The sequence below is a fragment of the Microcoleus sp. PH2017_09_SFU_O_A genome (genome assembly GCF_020738625.1).
GTDB lineage: Bacteria > Cyanobacteriota > Cyanobacteriia > Cyanobacteriales > Microcoleaceae > Microcoleus.
In genome coordinates, this window is sequence record NZ_JAEQCF010000017.1 from 61,618 (window position 1) to 79,630 (window position 18,013).

The window sequence follows — 18,013 nt, forward strand, 5'->3', positions numbered from 1 at the left end:
CTTACCTTAACATTAGATGACAGTAACAGAATCCCTAGAGATTGGAGGTTGGGCAGTATATTTACTCAATAAGGTTAATCGACAAGTTACAAAGTATTGATTAGTACAAAGGATCTCGTCGTGACACATGATAGACCGCTAGCAGCCGTGTTCCGCCAAATCAGCGGCGGGGCGTTTCCGCCCATTGTCGAAAACTTTGAACGGGGCAAGACAATTTTTTTCCCTGGAGATCCGGCTGAGCGCGTCTACGTTCTCATTAAAGGCGCTGTGAAGCTCTCCAGGGTGTACGAAGCAGGGGAAGAAATTACAGTCGCCCTCCTGCGCGAAAACAGCGTATTTGGGGTGCTGTCTCTGATTACGGGACACAGATCGGATAGGTTTTACCACGCGGTAGCCTTTACACCGGTGGAATTGATCTCGCTGCCGATCGAACAAGTCGAGAAAGCGCTCAAGGAAGACCCGGAATTGTCGATGGTGATGCTCCGGGGACTCTCTTCTCGGATTTTGCAAACCGAGATGATGATCGAAACGCTGGCACACCGAGATATGGGTTCGAGACTCGTCAGCTTTTTGCTGATTCTATGCCGGGATTTTGGGGTGCCGAGTACGGATGGGATTACGATTGATTTGAAGCTGTCCCATCAGGCGATCGCCGAGGCGATCGGCTCGACGCGGGTAACTGTGACTCGTTTGCTGGGGGATCTCAGACAAGAAACAATGATCTCGATCCACAAGAAAAAGATCACAGTTCACAATCCGGTGGCCTTAAGCCAGCAATTCACTTGATGCCGAGAAATTATACGATTTTGGATTTTGGATTCTTTCTTCAATCCAAAATCCACAATCTAAAATAAGAAATCGGAATGACTGCTGGATACATCTTAATATTTGTAATGTTAGTGTTGGGCGGCGTGATCGCTACTGTTAGCGATCGCCTTGGGACGAAAGTCGGCAAGGCCAGATTGAGTTTGTTCAAACTGCGCCCCCGCGATACCGCTGTTGTAGTGACAGTGATGGCCGGCAGCATCCTGTCAGCCATTACTCTGGGCATTTTATTTGCTACCAGCAAGCCGCTGCGAACCGGAGTTTTTAGCATAGACGAGATTCAAAAAAGACTCAACAACGCCCGCAGAGAAATCAAACAAGCCACTCAAGAGAAAAATCGAGTTGAAACTGAATTAGCTCAAGCTTTGGCGGCTCAATCCCAAGCTAAAGCCAATTTAGAGCAAATTAATCAATCGCTCCAAGCAGCTAATGCCGAGCAAGCTAAGACGCAAACAAAATTAAATTCGCTGCGGGCCCAACTTAACAGCGTGCAAGCAGCCAAGTCTAAAACTGAACAGCAGTTAAGTCAGGTAGAAGCGGCTAAATCGCAAACGGAAGAACAGCTTGCTACTGTGGAAGCGGCTAAATCTCAGACAGAAGAACAATTGAAATTGGTGGAAACGGCGCGATCGACTACCAGAGTTCAGCTCGATCGCACTGAGAATCAATTGAAGACTGTTTCAGGGCAAAAAACGACTTTGAGCTCGGAAATCGCCCAACTGCAAGCGGAACGCCAACAGTTAATCGAGCAGCGAGAGCAGGTTAAAACTCAAATTGCTCAGCGGGACAAGGAAATTGCCCAGCGAGAGGCAGAAATTACAAAACGAAATGTGGCAATTGTCGATCGCAACAAGCTAATTGCTGAGCGAGACAAGGAAATTGCCCAGCGTGCGGAAAATCTCGCCCAGCGCGATCGCATAATTGTCGAGAGGGACAAGGTAATTGCCGAGAGGGAAGCACTTTTAGAAACCCTGGGACAGCAACAAGCTCAACTCGAACAGCAACAAACTTTATTGCAGCAGCAAATGCAAGTTTTGGAACGCGATTTTCAAGCCATCCGCGAGGGAACAGTTGCGATCAGGCGCGGTCAAATTTTAGCTGCTGGTGTTGTTAGCATCAAAGAAGCGGGTACGGAAAGCCGCGCGATCGATCGACTGTTGCAAGAAGCAAATAAAACCACCGTCGAACTGATGCAGCCGGAAAATAATAAGGTTAGAGAGCAGGTTATTCAAATTACTAAAGCGGAAATCGATCAATTAATCAGTCAGATCAAAGACGGTAAAGACTACGTGGTGCGGATTGTAGCCGGCGCTAATTACCTGCGACAAGAAAAGGTAATTAAGGTATTTGCAGAAGCCGAAATCAATCGAGTGGTGTTCCGGGCTGGAGATGTGATTGCAGGGGTTGCTGTCGATCCCGTAGCTTTACCTGACGAACAGGTGCGACAACAGTTGCAGCAATTGATCGAAGCTTGTCAATTTCGCGCTCGGTTAATTGGTGTTGTCGGCGGTAGAGTCCAAGTTGCGGACAATCGGATTGAAACTTTGGGCGGTTTTGTCGATCGACTACAGCAGTACGATAAACCATTGGAGGTTCGGGCGATCGCCGCGGATGTCACTTACATCGCCGGGCCGCTGAAAATAGATTTAGTTGCCCTCTCAAACGGAGTCGTGGTTTTCCGCACCGGACAACAAGATCCAGGTAGGGGAGATTTGAAACTTAGATAAGAAGTGCGATCGATCTATCGAATTTGATGAAATATTTTGGGCGATCGAACCGCAATTTTGCTTGACATTTTCGCGCCATTGACATATCATTAAATCATGGGAATCCGTGTCGCCATATATATAGCAATCGTAGGGTATGTCGCCACCAAAAATCTGGAAGCACCACCAACAATCTCACAGCGACGCACCGCACCGCTAAAAGGTCAAAGAGAGAAATTAAGAATCGATCCCTGAGATATTGACATCACAAAACAAAATTTTACTCAATTAAAATGCAGGACAGTGCGGTGTAATGTCAGAGAATAAAAATGAACCCAGAGAATACGATGCCGTCCGTGGCGGTCAAAATTCAATTCCTGTCAATGCTGCGGTACTCGGAGGCATTCCCGGTGTTAAAAGCCGCTTAGCCTCACCCATTGTCGAAGCGAGAATCGCCGCACTCTCCGAAGCACTCAAATATGGAGAAGCTGGCTTAGATTTGATAATTCAAGCATTGCACGATGAATCGATGCAGGTGAAATTGGCTGCCTATTCACTCCTGAAATATAGAGATGACTTAAAGATTAAACCTCCGTTTCAAGACTATCTCCCTACATTTGAATTTGATGTCATCACAGTGGATGCTGAAGGAAAAGAAAACAGTCGTAGAAAGTCTTTTGCTCATTACTTCCCGGAAGACTTAGGTAATGGAGTTGTGATCGAAATGGTTTACATTCCCGGAGGCACATTTATGATGGGTTGGCCAGCAACAAAATCAGCTAGGTACGATAACGAAAGTCCGCCGCCTCAAGTAATAGTACCGACTTTTTATGCAGGAAAATACCCCATCACCCAAGCACAGTGGCAAGCAGTGATGGGAAATAATCCATCGCGCTTTAAAGGTGAAAAACGTCCTGTAGAAAGTGTAAGCTGGCATGAGGCTGTAGCATTCTGCCGGAAACTTTCTGAAAAATCAGGCAAGATTTATCGCTTACTTTCGGAAGCTGAATGGGAATATGCTTGTCGCGCCGGAACTATAACACCTTTCTATTTTGGCGAGACAATTACCCCGGATTTAGCTAATTATGACGGGAGTTATCCCTTCGGTGGTGCACCGATGGGATTTGGCCGCCACCAAACAATGGATGTGGGGAGTTTTCCTCCGAATCCCTTTGGACTTTATGATATGCACGGTCAGGTTGGCGAATGGTGCAGCGATAAGGAACACGATAACTATGACGGCGCACCGACTGACGGAAGTTTTTGGAAAACTGGAACAAATGATTACCGTGTGGTGCGTGGAGGTTCGTGGAACTACCATGCGCTCTATTGCCGTGCTGCCTACCGCTGCTACATCTCGGGCCGCGGGCACGGGGACGGGGGTTTTCGGGTAGCGGTAGCTTTGGCTGTCCCTTCCTCCCTGTCTTGTGTGTGAGGACTCTTTTCTACTCTTTAGCCCTTTAGCTTTTTTCCCTGTTTCCTCTTTACCCTCTTGCGCGCGCTTTAATTTTTTTTTGCACTCATCTTTGCACGCGATTCAAAATAGTAGGGTGCGTCGCCATCTGCAATTTGCAAATCAAATCGACAATCTCACAGCGACGCACCGCCTGCACAAGGGTGAAAGAAACCCGGTTTTTGCGCGGGGAGTCAAAGAAACCGAGTTTTTTCGATAAATTAAAACGGGAAAGCAAAGATTGTGACAAAAACCCGGTTTCTGATTTTAGGCATTATATGGCCGCACAGATTCCCATGATGATATAATATGTCAATCCCACAAAAAAGTCAAGCAAAATAAGTGCGATCGCCCGCAAAGATTTAGAGACATTCAGAAATGCAAGTATCAGATTAGATATAGGTTGGCGATGGGTTTCCTCGACTACAACAGCGCAACTACAAACTTAATAACACAGGACTCATAAATATGATTTTAGGTTTCGATCCGGGGAAAGACAAGTGCGGCATCGCCGTGATGGGTAGAGATAAGAACATCTGCTACCATCAAGTAGTGCTGTCCGACGAAGCAATATCTACCATTCAATCACTGTGCAAACAGTTTCCCATTGAGTTATTAGTCATGGGAGACCAAACAACTTCCAAAAGTTGGAAACAAAAACTGACGCAGAGTTTGTCGCCCTTTATAAAAATTGTGCAGATTGACGAGAGGTTCAGCAGTCTAGAAGCGAAGGATCGTTACTGGGAAATGTACCCTGCGACGGGAATTTCTCGCTTGATTCCCCAGGGAATGCGGACTCCGCCGCGGCCTGTAGATGATATTGTGGCGATCGTCCTAATTGAAAGATATTTAAACAGTTGACAGTTGACAGTTGACAGTTGACAGCGAGGTTTTTAAGCAAGTTCTAAAAACTTTGGGTTTAGTGCGAAATCCTATTTTTTACTGAATAAGTGAAATCTAGCTAAGTCTGTTGAACCATCCACACCAAGAATCCTAAAATGGTTTCCACGGGAAGCAGCGGATAATCGGTAAGATCGATCGCCACTGTGGTTCCTGAAAGCTTGAGAAAACGCCATTGAGTGCCGCTGCTGATACAACCGTAGATAGTTGCGATCGGGTGTTCTGCTGCTTCGTTAAAGCGCTGTGCTGCTACCATTTCAGCAATACATTGACCGATCCCTTCGTTCAAATCGGCTTTTTTTGCTTCCACAACTACGATCGCGGGCGCTTCAACGGTAAGCTGTTCGGGCGATCGGCTAATTAAAAAATCGACGTATCCGGTAAGATCGCAACTGGGGTCAACATTAAATTCCCGTCCCGAAAATAAACTGATTTGGCGGTTCATCAAGCGCCGGACTTCTTGCAAAACTGGGTAGACAAGGGCTTCCGATCTCGCTTTTTCGGAACCAACTGCGATCGTCCAAGGCAAATCTTCTAATTCGCTAGTCAATCTCGGACTGGGATTAATTGATTCCACCTCAGGAAAAAACCGAGTTCCCTCCACGATAGTTAACTGAAAGTCTTTTTTAGCTTTAGTAATTGTGAATTGACTGTAAGGCATAATGTGCGATCGCTCTTTATGAAATTGAAAATGCTATAGACAAGATACGCAAGGCGCACTCTGACTTTTTACTATCGATCGCCCATTTCCTGCAACCAACTCACCAAATCTTCCGCGCTATTAAAATCAAGCACAGCTTCTGTCAAACTATCGATTCGATCGCTAGATAACTGTGCAATTCTAGATTTAATTGACTCATCCAACGTTCCCAGCTTTCGTTCCAGCAAACGAATCACAGTATTAATTTGACCCCGCTGAGCTCCGGTTTCTAAGGCTTCTTCTATAGACCTTTGCTGATCTTGGAGATAAAATACCTGTGCTTCCAATTGATCTAATTCTTTGCGACTGAGGTTCACGGTATTAGCAATACCAAAAGCTTGCTGAATCGGTGCAGTTGTTTCCAGCGATTCTGGAACCATTTCCAAATTTGGTGCTTCTCTGATAAAATAAATCCACTTGTCAGATAGAGATTCTAACTCATCAACAGACTTATTAAATTTTGGTAACTCCACAAAAATTAGCGTCATTGTCGGACAGATATAATCAAAATGTTCCTCTTCTTCTTTAAAAGAAAAACGCGAAATAATTTTATTGGTGTTTTCAAACAAAATAAAATCCGTAATTGTGATGGCAATTACTGGGTCTAAACTGAAGTAGCCCTTGCCCCGCGTGAGTTGATTTCCGTAAGCTTTCGCTGCATTGTAGGCAATCCGTTTTTCAAAGGCTTTAACATTCAAAACTTGCATTTCGATAATCACGATCGTCCCGTTATCTAGGGTTGCTTTGACATCTAAATACGAGTCTTTCAATCCCACAACTTCTCCGGCTTGATACGGATCGATCATTTGTAAATCTTGAATTGTGGGATTGCCTTGATAAATCAGACCGTTGAGAAAGCTAATCAGAATAGGTTTACTTTCTGCGGAAGCAAATATTCTTTTAAATGCAAAATCCGTTCTGGGGTCGATAAAAGTCATGATGTTTATCTCCTATTTATGATTCTGTTTTCCAAGTGTTGACAATGTGAAAAAATTAGGTTCGTAGTAAGGACTTTAGTCCGGTTTGTTTTAATTTCCGAAGGACTGAAGTCCTCACTACGAACCTTCTTGAAGGACTAAAGTCCTCACTACGAACCTTTTTGTCGTAAAGACTTTAGTCCGGCTTATCTTAATTTGGAAGGACTGAAGTCCTCACTACAAACCAGGAAATCAACGAACAGCAGTTAACTGTTTGTCTTTGATTTCAACAGGTGCAGTCAAAGCTGCTTCCAAATCCGCACAGCCGAGTTTTTCCTCCAAAATCGCCATCACTTCGCGGCCGAAATCATTGGAATTTCGCTGCCAAGCTTCTAAACAAATTTGTCCGAAAAACGAGCCCAAAGGTTCGGGATTCCACAGCAGTTTGCGCGCTGTCCAAGGCATCAAACTCATCGGATCGTAACCGGGTTGCAGAATATCTTTTTTGAAGGCGTATTCTTCTAAAATTGTGTGCGGCTGTAACCCGATAAAGAAAATCGCTGGTTCTACTTTATCGACTCCGAAAATCCGCTCTAATTCCCGGTGATAGGCAATTGTTTGGCGGATGGTTTCAAGGGTTTCGTCAATGACGTTGAATGAGTAATTTACCGAAACTACATCGTTGTAACCGGCGGCTTTTAAATCGCGGCAATTTTCCAAAACTACTCGCAAGTTGTAGCCCATCCGCATTTTACGAACAAGTTCTTGGGAACCGCTGGTGATGCCGATTTCAAAGTAATTCATTCCCGTTTTTACCATCAAATCGCACAATTCGGGTGTGAGATTGTCCGCACGGATGTAAGCAGCCCAGTGGATGTCACTCATGCCGTCGGCGATGATTTTTTGCAATAATTCGATCGCATCATCGATGAATTTGCGCGCCGGGATAAATTGAGCGTCGGTAAACCAGAAATTGCGGATACCTCGATCGTACAATTGGCGCATCTCCGCCACCACCTCATCCGCCGGATTGATCCGCACTTGCTTCCCTTCAATCACCGTATAGATGCAGTAACAGCAATTGTGAGGACAGCCGCGCTTGGTTTGGACTCCGAGGTAGAAGTCCATATCCTGTAGATAATAGGAAAATTCTGGCCAAATGCTCTCGATGTAGTTATAGTTGCAAGCAGTTTTCTCGATGTTGGCTGGCTTTTCGTGAATTAGTCGATCGCGCGGTACAGTTTCTCCTACTACATAACACCTTTCCTGTGCCAAATCTTCGCCTTTAATCAACTTCTCCAGCAAAGCCTCGCCTTCGCCCACCGAAACCACAGTCCCGGCCGGCAAGCTGCGGCCCAACTGCTCGTAAAACACGCTCACAGCACCGCCACCGACGACTGCGCGCGCTTCCGGATGGTATTTCCGGGCCCGCTTCAATCCGCGCTTAAGCAGTCCCAGATTGCGCCAGAGTTCGGTGTAGTAGGACGTGGCCAAACGCAATCCTCCGAGAGCTCCCCGGAACTTGGTTAGGGGATTTTTGGCGTAGTAAAACTCGAAGGCATTTTGCAGCGGATTTCCGCCTCTACCGCCCACGGGCGCGTAAATTTGAATGTCCCGCCAAGAGAAAACTAACAGCGTTGGCCTAAACTCATCTACGATCGCATCCAAACCTTTAGCGTAATCCAGCGGGGGCACCGCGCCTAAGTCGAAAATCCGCTGTTGGACATCGGGAAACAGCTTGTGCACGTGATCCGAAAGGTACACAACTCCGATCGGGAAAATGGGATTGCAAGGGAGGCGAACGTACAAAACTCGGTTTTCTCGGCTTTCCATGATTGCCATATCCTAATGTGGAACTTTTTTAACTATGTTTATATTCTTTTAATATAACTTTACATTCAATCTAATTTTCGCAATTTAATATTAAATATTCTTAAATTTTGCTAAGAGGCTTAAGGGTGAGCTGGTGGGTGTCGATGGGCGATCGCAGCAGAAAAAAGTTAAATTTTAAGCAAATACAGCGTATATTGACCGAAAATCGCCGGAAAAAGTCAAAAATTTGGTATTTTTTTGGGTAAAGACAAGTATGAGGTGCGATCGGTCTCTCATCTGTTATTCAGTTGGTAGTCGGCTTTACAGTAGGCCGGGATCGCAAGATGTTAGCCTGAGAAGATAACTAAAACTTTTAGGCAAAGCCCCTCAGCATTTATGGCTCAAATTCTTGACCCAGTACCCTCAGACGCCGACAGCAAAATTCTCTGCTGCTACGTCAACGCCACGAGTCAAATTCAGATTGCTCGCATCTGCAACATTCCTAACTGGTATTTTGAACGAGTGGTGTTTCCCGGACAGCGTTTAGTCTTTGAAGCGATGCGGGCCGCAGCATTGGAAATTCACACCGGGATGATGGCCAGTGCAATTTTGTCGGATAAAATTCCTTGCGATCGCTTGCAGATTAACGAAGGCCCTTATTCAAGCGTCAATCCTAGCAGATCCCGAGGCAAAGCTCAGGGCGATCGCGCCATGATGGCCGGCCGCCCCAAATCCCGAGAAATCTCAGAACCTTTGACAGTACCCGCATTAACAGCCGTTGATTAATATAAGTTGTGAGTTTTGAGTTATAAATTGTCCGTTAATTGATAACTGGGCACTCAAGATTCCAACTCCTGCAAATCGGTAAAAACTCAACAGTTAAAAATCAAAGTTTCTGAATAGAATTTTAGCTCGAAAGTCAACAGTGCAAATATAGTCATGTTTTGCATATTTGCCTGAGTATTTGTAGGGTGCGGATCCATCAACAATCCCTCCCATTTAATCGACTTTTCGAGTGGCGACGCACCTTATACCATTTCTTTCAAGTATTGGTACATAATTATTGAGTTTGTTTGCTCGACTATTCACAAGTATAGGTGCGTCGCTATTAGACGAGCGATTTTTATTTGGGGATTTTTAATGGCGACGCACCCTACGGCTCAAAACTTCATGAATATAGCCGATACCCGTGCTGCATCAATGATTTGATTCGGGTTCTGCAACTGTCAACTGTCAACTGTCCACTGTCCACTGCTATAATTTCAGCCATGTCAGCAGAACCGATCGCACTTTCGCCATCTTCCCCCCCAGTATTTGAGCCGGCAGTATTCCGGCTTTCTCCGCTGATTAGAATCACGCTGTTGAGTTTGTACTTCGCCCTGAGTATTCCGTTACCGTTTCTGTCGGAGGTAACGAAAGCACCCGTTCCGCCCGCTGCACTCTGGGTGGCAATTGCGATCGGCGCAGCGGGCCTTTACGGCGTGCTCAGCGAACGGGTAATCCTCACCGAGGAGGTGATTGAAGTTACCTATCCGAACTGGTTTCCGCGCGTGTTTCGCAGGGGTTGGGATCTTCCTTGGACTGAGGTGAAGGCTCTTAAACCTCGATCGACCGGTCAAGGAGGTTTAGTGTACTATTTTTTGAGTCATGCGGGTGAAGGTTATTTGTTGCCGATGCGGGTGGCTGGATTTGCTAAATTAGTGCGTTTGGTGCAAGCGAAAACGGGTATTGATACTAGAGATGTTCGCCCTTTGTCTCAACCTTGGATGTATCTTATTTTACTTTTATGTACGCTGTTGTTGCTGTTGGTGGATGCGTGGACGATCGCAACGGCGATTAGCATAAAAAGTTAAGAATTTCAAGTAATAATTGGTAATCGGTAATTGCTAATCGGTCAGTCCTGGACGCAACCATCAAAGAAATAGGGGCAACCACGAGTGGATTGCCTCTATAAAACGCTATATGTTGGTGTGTTATATGGCGTCATGCACCCTGCATGACTCGATTATGGATCCTTTATTTCGAGCAGATCCCTAAACGCTAAAGAACGAGGAATTAGGCACATTGATCGTGTCTTGAATAACAGCAATCCGGTTTCCGTTTAACAGAATCTCCGTGTCAAATGCGCTGCCCCCCAGTTGAAGGTCACGATCCTTCCTTAGCGTGTACTGAGACAGACTGCCCTTAATCTGAATCTTGTCGCCCTCACCCGGTGCAAAACCTCGGATCAGCGCGAATTGGTTGGATGCAGTGTAGAAGGCAGTGGAGAAATTGCCAAGCACATAGGTATCTGCACCACCTCCACCAAGAAGATCGTCAACTTGAGAACCAGATTGATTGCCGAAGCCATTCAAGGTGTCATTGCCCAATCCCCCCGTTAGGAAATCTGAGCCCGCCTCACCATTCAAGACATCGTTGCCTTGGCCACCGCTCAACTGATCGTTGCCAGTACCACCGAAAAGTACGTCATTGCCACCATTACCCTGGACGTTATCATTTCCGTTTCCAGCAAAGATTGTGTCATTACCATCGCTCGGCAGGGCTGCACCACCGTTATCACCAAAGATGCGATCGTCTCCGTCAAGACCTTGAATGAAATCGTTTCCTCCAAGTCCCCTGATTGTATCAGCTTGTAAAGAGCCGATCAGATTGTTGTTGCCGTTAGTACCTGTAATATCCATGTTGGGTTTCCTGTTTCTTGTTAATTCAGTCATGTGTAGAACCTAACAAGGCATCGTCTACGCATCGTCCACAGCAGCGTGAATCGATCGTGAATTGGTAAAAATTTCTGGCTTTACTGTTTTGGCTCCCATTGCCAAACTCAGCAATTTTATAAAGATCATCTTTTTCCTCAGTACCTCTGTGGGTACTTTGTCTGCTCCTGAATGAATACATACGACTTTTTATGACTTTTTCTGGCTGGCATTGTCAGTGCATTCGTTTAACTTGGGTTTATCAGGTCAAATAAACCCGCTGATACTAATACTATTCCCTAAAACTCATGCAACAGTAAAAAGAGTAGGTTGATTGCCTGAAATCAAGCCAAGGATGCAGAGTGTAGCAAGAGTTTTTAGAATTGGTATCTCCAGCAAAGATAACTGACTCAAACGCACAATTTAAGTTCTGGGAATTGACCCAAATCACACACTATTCACTCAATTAAGTTTTTGTAAGAGGCACAATATTATGACTCGATTAGCGTTAGCATTGCTCGGACAAATGCAAGTAATGGTGAACGGGCAGCCAATCCTGAATTTCCCCTATGAGAAAGTGCGGGCGCTGTTTGCTTATTTAGCGATCGAATCAAGCTATCCCCATCACCGCGATTCTCTGGCTGCGCTGTTGTGGTCAGATCGGTGCGAGTCAAACGCTCGCAGCAATCTTCGCAAAGCCTTATGCACGCTCCGCCATCTGCTAGCAGATTCGACGGTTCACTCACCGCTATTTCTCACCACGCGCAATACGATTCAGTTTAATCCTGCGGGCGAGCATACGTCTGATGTCGCTATATTAACTCAATTGCTTGATGGTCACAGCGAACATTCCTATGCCGGTGGTGAACTCGATCCAGAATGCGTGTCTGATTTAGAACAAGCAGTTGCTTTGTATCGGGGAGCGTTTCTCGATCGCATTCAACTTCCAGATAGCGAAGCTTTTGAAGCATGGGTGATGCTGAATCGCCAACGCTTCCACGAATTTGTTGTCAACGCCTGTATGGCACTTGTCACACACTACGAACACCAGCATAACTATCAAAAAGCACAACATTACGTTCAACGGCAGCTTCAACTAGAACCCTGGAATGAATCAGCCCATCAATGTTTGATACGGATTTTGGCACAGTGCGGGCGGCGCACGGCTGCTTTGAAGCAGTACGATCGCTGTTGTCAGGTTCTCGAACAAGAATTAGCCACTGAACCTGAACCCGCAACGATCGCCTTATGGGAAGCGATTCGATCGGGCACATTTCCTGGCCGGGCGAGTGCAGAGTTCGATCGGGTGAATCTACTATCCATCTCTGCGGTTTCTCAGCACTCGGTTCGAGAATCCTTAGCGGTAGTGGGACAGTGCGGACGGCAGACATGATATAACTAATAACTATTCGCAATTTCCACTGCTCCGAGCGCCTTGAGTGTTGATTTTTGAGCATCGGTTATACCCGTGACACCTGCAATATTCATGCCTTCATAAATCCTGGGCGATCGCATATTTCCAACAGATTCTGCCGTCTCCATTTCCCACAGATTAATAGCTCCATCGGCGCTGCCGCTGGCTATGGTCTTACCATCGGGAGAAATTGCGATCGCCCAAACTTCAGATGTATAGTTCTGGATGGTTTTAACACATTCCCCGGAGCACACATCCCACAACTTAATTGTTTTATCGTGACTGCCGCTGACCAAAATTCGCCCATCTAAACTAAACCGCACGCACCAAACTAAAGCTGCGTGACCTTGCAAGGTTTTCAGACATTCTCCAGACTCAACATCCCACAGTTTTACCGTTTTGTCGTCACCGCTACTTGCTAGAATCTTTCCATCTGGGCTAAAAGCAACCGAAAACAGCAAACTGGTATGACCTGAAAGGGTTTTGAAACATTCCCCAGAACGCACATCCCACAATCTCACCAGTCTATCATCGCTGCCACTGGCTAAAATTGTGCCATCTGGACTGAAAGCAACTGACCAAGCACGACAATTATCTGACAGAATTTGGCAGCATTCACCAGTCTGAACGTTCCACAATCGGAGAGTATGAGCATTATCGCTACTTGCCAATGTGCGACCGTCTGGACTGAAGCTAATGGCAAACACGACATTCGGAATGCTTGTACTCCCCTGCATTACCCGCAGCAATTGACCTGTAGCGACATCCCACAAGCGGATAATGCCACGATTACTGCTGCTAGCAAGCATTTGACCATCTGGACTGAAGGCAACCCACCAAACCCAATTTGTATGTCCTTGCAGTGTTTTGCTGCACTCACCAGATTGGACATCCCATAATTTGAGTGTTGTGTCATCGCTACCGCTGGCTAATAACTGTCCATCTGGACTAAAAGCAAGCGATTTAATCCCAGCGCTGTAGCCGTGCAGCGTCCTGAATGATTCTCCTGTTTCCCGATTCCAGAGCGTGACGGTGCAATCTAAGCTACCACTTGCTAGAGTATGACCTTGCGGGTGAAATGCGATCGACCAGATCCAACCGCAGTGTTTCTGCATAATTTTGAAACACAGTCCAGTCGCAACATCCCAGAGTCGAACCGTGCAATCATAACTGGCACTAGCGATCGCGCAACCATCGGGACTAAACGCGACTCCTGCAACAGGATCGGTATGTCCCCGCAAAATCTTTAAACATTGTCCTGTAGAAATCTCCCACAAGCGAACAGTACCATCCCAACTGCCACTGACCAGAGTTTGATTATCTGGACTAAAAGCAATCGACCGAATGATGTGTGTATGCCCTTGCAATGTGTTAATAATTTCCCCTGTTTCAAGCAGCCACAATTTTATAGTTTTGTCGTAACTACAAGTCGCCAAAAGTTTACCTTCGGGACTAAAAATCACCGATGTTACAAAATTGGTATGTCCCTGAAGCGTCTTTAAACATTCACCCGTTGCCACATCCCACAACTTAATTGTGCAGTCCCAACTACCACTAGCTAAGGTTCGACCGTCTGGACTAAATACAACAGAATCCGCCCATCCGGTATGCTCTCTTAATGTTTGAATACACTCACCAGTAGCCAAATCCCATAACTTGACGGTATGGTCAAAAGAGGCACTTGCTAAAGTTTGATTGTTCGGACTGAAAGCAACACGAGCAATCCAACTGGTGTGTCCTTCACAGGTGAGAAAATCTCGATAATCTTGGGTGCGGCAGACTCGAATCTTACCATCCGCATTGCCGACTGCCAAAAAATTACCATCGGAGCTAAAGGCAACAGATACAGCCCCATTTGAATTGCTGGTAAAAACGGATTTAGATAGATCGGAATTGGCAAAGTTCACTCGATGCAAGTTGGTACCAATCAGATAAGCTTGCCAGATACTCAAGTACGAGAAATCATAGTCGCTTAAATTTATTTTTAATTGAAGTAACAGGTTAATCAAATTGCCACCCGCATATCCCACTGAGTTAGGAAATTGCGATCGCATCCGAAACAAAACCTGATTTAGTTGATATTCGACCTCTTTATTAGAGCGGTATTCGCCGATTAGTCGTTCGGCAAACGGTGCTAAAATTAAGCGAGTTTGGCTTTCTCTGACGTAATCTTTAGCCTCGGCTTTAATCAGGGCGTGGGTTATGAATAAATCTAGATTCTGCGACTGAATTTCCCGCTCGAACCGCTCGATCAACTGTTCGGTAACGTACTCCATCACCACAGGTTGCAAGGTGAATTGTCCGGCATTTTTTTCGATCAGCGATCGCCCTCTTAGCGACAACAAAGCATCCAGCAGTTTAGATTGTGAAGGGAGGGAAACAAAATCCGCCCGTAACTCGGCAAGCGTTATCCATTCTCGATCGATCGCCAGCCAATACACGATCTGCTTTTCCAAGTCTGACAAACGACGAAATTGCCCGTCGAGCAGAATATTGATATCTCCAAACGCGATCGCTCCATGCTCCAAAAAGTTGGTAATATTGCCATCAAATAAATCTCGCACGGTTGTGGAGACAATTTTGAGCGCTAGGGGATTTCCGCAATAATGTTGAGTTAAATTTACCCAATCTGTTTCTGTTGTGGAAAAACACCCATTGGCTTGTAAAATATTTTGCACTTCCTCGGAACTTAAGCCTATTAAGGGTAAGGTTCGCACAGGTGAGTTTTCGCCTTCCAACGGCATCAAAGTTGTGGGTTTTTCCCGACTTGTTAATAGCAGACAACTGGAATGCCCTTCGCTTCCCACTCGTGTCAGAAGTTCCCCATATCCCTCGTAACCTTCTCGATATTGTTCTACTATACCTGTGGGAAAACTCTGGTTTGGCAGGCATCCTGCCTGTCTTTGTGCTTCTGGGCTGGATAAATTTGCGGGGGACTTTGCGCCATCATTACTGCCGAGAATTGCCTCAAGGTTATCCAGGATTAAAAGACAGCGTGAGGCACGTAAATATCCCATTAATTGAGAAATTTGAGCCGACAGCGATGTCGGGAGTGCAGTTTCTTGCTGCCCAGAAAGGATTTGAATCAAATTTAACAATACATCTTCAATTGGTGGCGCGTTGCGTAAGGATTGCCAGATCAGGAAGTCAAAGTTATTTTGAAGTGCGATCGCGAGTTTTGCAGCCAGTGACGTTTTGCCAATTCCACCCATTCCAATCAAGGCAACCAAACGGCAGGAGTCGCTCACAATCCATTGTTGCAGTCGCGCTAATTCCTGATTTCGGCCGTAGAATGCGGAGACATCAACGATTTCTCCCCAGTGGCGGTGTGTAGAAAATTCTTGTTGTTGAATTTGCTGTTGCAGTGGCTGTATTTTTTGTATCTCTGTGCTGGATGATTCTACGGATACCTGACGCGCTCGCCGCCCTATTACTGCTTGAAGATTGCTTTTAGTAACCTTTTCTCCAAGTGCTTGACTGAGTAGTTGCCATAACTTGTAACCCACATCTTTTATATAACTAGCATCATAGCCAGCGCTACCAGCAATATCTAAATAAGATAGCCCTTCCCAAGATTGGCGAAATACGATCTCTTGGATGTTGCTCAGAGAAGTTGGCGCGATCGCACTATCTAAAATTTTCAGTGCTTCTTCCACAGTCATGGCTTTACAGCACTCCTAAATTAGTCTTCTGATATCTTGCTTTTCTTATTTTACGTGAGATAAGTTTTCCAGCCCATCTCACAAGAAAAATTAACCTCTTGCAGGTAAGTATCTCGCCTGCCTAGTCTGTGGATGCAAAATCTGAGTCCTCTTACTTTAACAAGATTTTTCTATGTTTTTACAAAAATAGCGATCTCAACATTTATCGCCCGCCAGCGGACGAACAATGGTCATCGAACTTGCCAATCTTAATCGTACTGACTTTTTCAGACTATTTATTCCTGACTTTTTACGGCCTTTTCTTGTCGTCATATCAAAGCTGATTGCTTAACTTGGGTCTAGAGCGAAACAAAACTTGCATTGTACGCAGCAAGAGTCGCTCAATTGTCAATCATTCATTTGGATGATTTTCTTGAGTTTGTAACAAAAGAGAAACATTCAAACCTAAACAAATAAGGAGAAACAAAATCATGGCGATTATCGGAAACCCAACCCCTGGTAACGACTTAATTCTTGGTGATGCAGCGAATAACTTCATCGATGCCCTCGCAGGCGATGATACTGTCAATGGTAACGGTGGCGATGATTCCCTCCTCGGTGGATTGGGCAATGACCAACTTCTGGGTGCAGTTGGCAATGACACCCTGATCGGTGGAGGAGGCAATGACGTTCTCGTTGGGGATATTTTTGGAGGCACGGGCAATGACAGCCTCAATGGTGGTGCGGGCGACGATGTACTTAACGGAGGCTTAGGTGCAGATACTATCGCTGGCGGCCCCGGAAACGATACCTACAGTGTCGGCTCACTTAATGCCACCTTTATCGAGCAGGCTAATGAAGGCAATGACATCGTTAATTCTCCTATCAGCTTCACTCTACCAAACAACATCGAAAGATTGACTTTGGTGGGAACTGCTAACATCAACGGCACTGGCAATGCCCTTGGGAATAGCATTCTCGGTAATGCCGCTAATAACAGTTTGAGTGGCTTAGCAGGGGATGATACAATTAACGGTCTTGATGGCAATGATACTCTCAATGGTGGTGATGGCATTGACATTCTCAATGGTAACAATGGCGATGACATCCTCAACGGTGGTGCTGGTAATGATGTCATCAATGGTGGTGCTGGAATCGATCGAGTCAAGGTGAATGCTGTTGGAAGTAACATCGTGCTGACTAACACCAGCGTGACGGGTGAGGGGGTTGATAGCCTGAATGGAATTGAGAATGCTGAACTGTTTGTCTTCCAAAGTAACAATATTCCCGGCAACATTGATGCTTCAGCTTTTACCTTAGGATCTGTTACCCTCGATGGTGGAATTGGCAGTAACGTCCTCATTGGTGGCAGTGGCAATGACTTTTTGGATGGAGAAGGTGCCAATGACACTCTCACCGGTGGCAGCGGCGATGACACTCTCAATGGTGGATCTGGTAACGATTTGCTCACTGGCGGTGCTGGTGCCGATCGATTCCTTTACGAAACTGGTCGAGCATTTATTGCTTCCGATGTTGGCCTTGATACTGTCACTTCTTTCAGCGTTAGTTCCGACAAATTCGTTCTATCCAAAAAGACTTTCGATACTCTTATCACTGCTGCTGGTGGAACGTTACTCAGTTCGGAATTTGAAGTTGTAGATAGTTTCATCGAACAGTTTTCAAGCAATGCCAAAATTACTTACAATCGTGTAAGTGGCGATTTGTCTTTTAACCGCAACGGTTCTATCCTAGTTGGCGGAGATGCAGAGGGCGGTTTTATTGCGGATCTCAATCCTGGAAACGTAGCGGGTGGTGCTCCTCTGCTGAGTGCTTCAAATATTCGGATTGTGGCGTAGGGAAGTTGTATGGGATTGGAAAAAATGTAAATAAAAGAAACCCGGTTTTATTGCAAAACCGGGTTTTTGAGTCGGAAGAGTTTTAAACAGTGGACA

14 protein-coding genes are annotated in these 18,013 nt (G+C 45.7%); 9 read left to right on the plus strand and 5 right to left on the minus strand.

From position 1 onward, the window contains the following. The first annotated feature begins 120 nt into the window (after positions 1–120). The 5 genes from ntcA (at position 121) to ruvX (ending at position 4,845) form a co-directional block, all read left to right on the plus strand. Positions 121–786: a global nitrogen regulator NtcA gene (ntcA, locus tag JGK16_RS09305; protein ID WP_293145473.1), complete on the plus strand. Its 666-nt coding sequence runs from the start codon at positions 121–123 to the stop codon at positions 784–786. A 77-nt stretch (positions 787–863) separates the two neighbouring features. Then, a complete protein-coding gene (locus tag JGK16_RS09310) occupies positions 864–2,552 on the plus strand; it encodes a DUF3084 domain-containing protein (RefSeq protein WP_293190306.1) in 1,689 nt (562 codons plus the stop codon). A 96-nt stretch (positions 2,553–2,648) separates the two neighbouring features. Next, complete coding sequence (locus JGK16_RS09315) at positions 2,649–2,786, plus strand: hypothetical protein (RefSeq protein ID WP_293202988.1); 138 nt, start codon at positions 2,649–2,651, stop codon at positions 2,784–2,786. Between the two features lie 58 nt (positions 2,787–2,844). Further along, complete coding sequence (locus JGK16_RS09320; RefSeq protein WP_293190308.1) at positions 2,845–3,966, plus strand: formylglycine-generating enzyme family protein; 1,122 nt, start codon at positions 2,845–2,847, stop codon at positions 3,964–3,966. Positions 3,967–4,452: 486 nt separating this feature from the next. After that, complete coding sequence (ruvX, locus tag JGK16_RS09325) at positions 4,453–4,845, plus strand: Holliday junction resolvase RuvX (protein WP_293190310.1); 393 nt, start codon at positions 4,453–4,455, stop codon at positions 4,843–4,845. Between the two features lie 100 nt (positions 4,846–4,945). Here the strand turns inward: ruvX and JGK16_RS09330 are convergent, their stop codons facing one another. The 3 genes from JGK16_RS09330 to JGK16_RS09340 all read right to left on the minus strand — a co-directional run bounded on the left by JGK16_RS09330 (position 4,946) and on the right by JGK16_RS09340 (position 8,334). Then, on the minus strand, positions 4,946–5,545 hold the full coding sequence (locus JGK16_RS09330; RefSeq protein ID WP_293176390.1) for a hypothetical protein: 600 nt from the start codon (positions 5,543–5,545) through the stop codon (positions 4,946–4,948). Positions 5,546–5,616: 71 nt separating this feature from the next. Continuing rightward, positions 5,617–6,522: an Rpn family recombination-promoting nuclease/putative transposase gene (locus JGK16_RS09335; protein WP_293176392.1), complete on the minus strand. Its 906-nt coding sequence runs from the start codon at positions 6,520–6,522 to the stop codon at positions 5,617–5,619. A 231-nt stretch (positions 6,523–6,753) separates the two neighbouring features. Further along, positions 6,754–8,334 (minus strand): photosystem II high light acclimation radical SAM protein, encoded by a 1,581-nt coding sequence (locus JGK16_RS09340; RefSeq protein ID WP_293176538.1) that lies wholly within the window; start codon positions 8,332–8,334, stop codon positions 6,754–6,756. A 375-nt stretch (positions 8,335–8,709) separates the two neighbouring features. Between JGK16_RS09340 and JGK16_RS09345 the strand changes: the two genes are divergently transcribed. Beyond that, on the plus strand, positions 8,710–9,099 hold the full coding sequence (locus JGK16_RS09345; RefSeq protein WP_293176394.1) for a DUF1830 domain-containing protein: 390 nt from the start codon (positions 8,710–8,712) through the stop codon (positions 9,097–9,099). 482 nt (positions 9,100–9,581) lie between these two features. After that, positions 9,582–10,166 (plus strand): hypothetical protein, encoded by a 585-nt coding sequence (locus JGK16_RS09350; RefSeq protein ID WP_293190334.1) that lies wholly within the window; start codon positions 9,582–9,584, stop codon positions 10,164–10,166. A gap of 180 nt (positions 10,167–10,346) precedes the next feature. Here the strand turns inward: JGK16_RS09350 and JGK16_RS09355 are convergent, their stop codons facing one another. Further along, complete coding sequence (locus JGK16_RS09355; RefSeq protein WP_293195834.1) at positions 10,347–11,027, minus strand: calcium-binding protein; 681 nt, start codon at positions 11,025–11,027, stop codon at positions 10,347–10,349. Positions 11,028–11,499: 472 nt separating this feature from the next. On the opposite strand from JGK16_RS09355, the gene JGK16_RS09360 reads away from it, so the two are divergent. Further along, positions 11,500–12,399: a BTAD domain-containing putative transcriptional regulator gene (locus JGK16_RS09360; RefSeq protein ID WP_293190314.1), complete on the plus strand. Its 900-nt coding sequence runs from the start codon at positions 11,500–11,502 to the stop codon at positions 12,397–12,399. Positions 12,400–12,404: 5 nt separating this feature from the next. Here JGK16_RS09360 and JGK16_RS09365 read toward each other — a convergent pair whose 3' ends face one another. Further along, the gene (locus tag JGK16_RS09365) at positions 12,405–16,082 is read right to left on the minus strand and encodes an NB-ARC domain-containing protein (protein WP_293176400.1); all 3,678 of its coding nucleotides are present in this window, start codon (positions 16,080–16,082) and stop codon (positions 12,405–12,407) included. A gap of 470 nt (positions 16,083–16,552) precedes the next feature. Here JGK16_RS09365 and JGK16_RS09370 point away from each other — a divergent pair, with 470 nt between their 5' ends. After that, positions 16,553–17,917 (plus strand): calcium-binding protein, encoded by a 1,365-nt coding sequence (locus tag JGK16_RS09370; RefSeq protein ID WP_293176402.1) that lies wholly within the window; start codon positions 16,553–16,555, stop codon positions 17,915–17,917. Positions 17,918–18,013 lie beyond the last annotated feature (96 nt).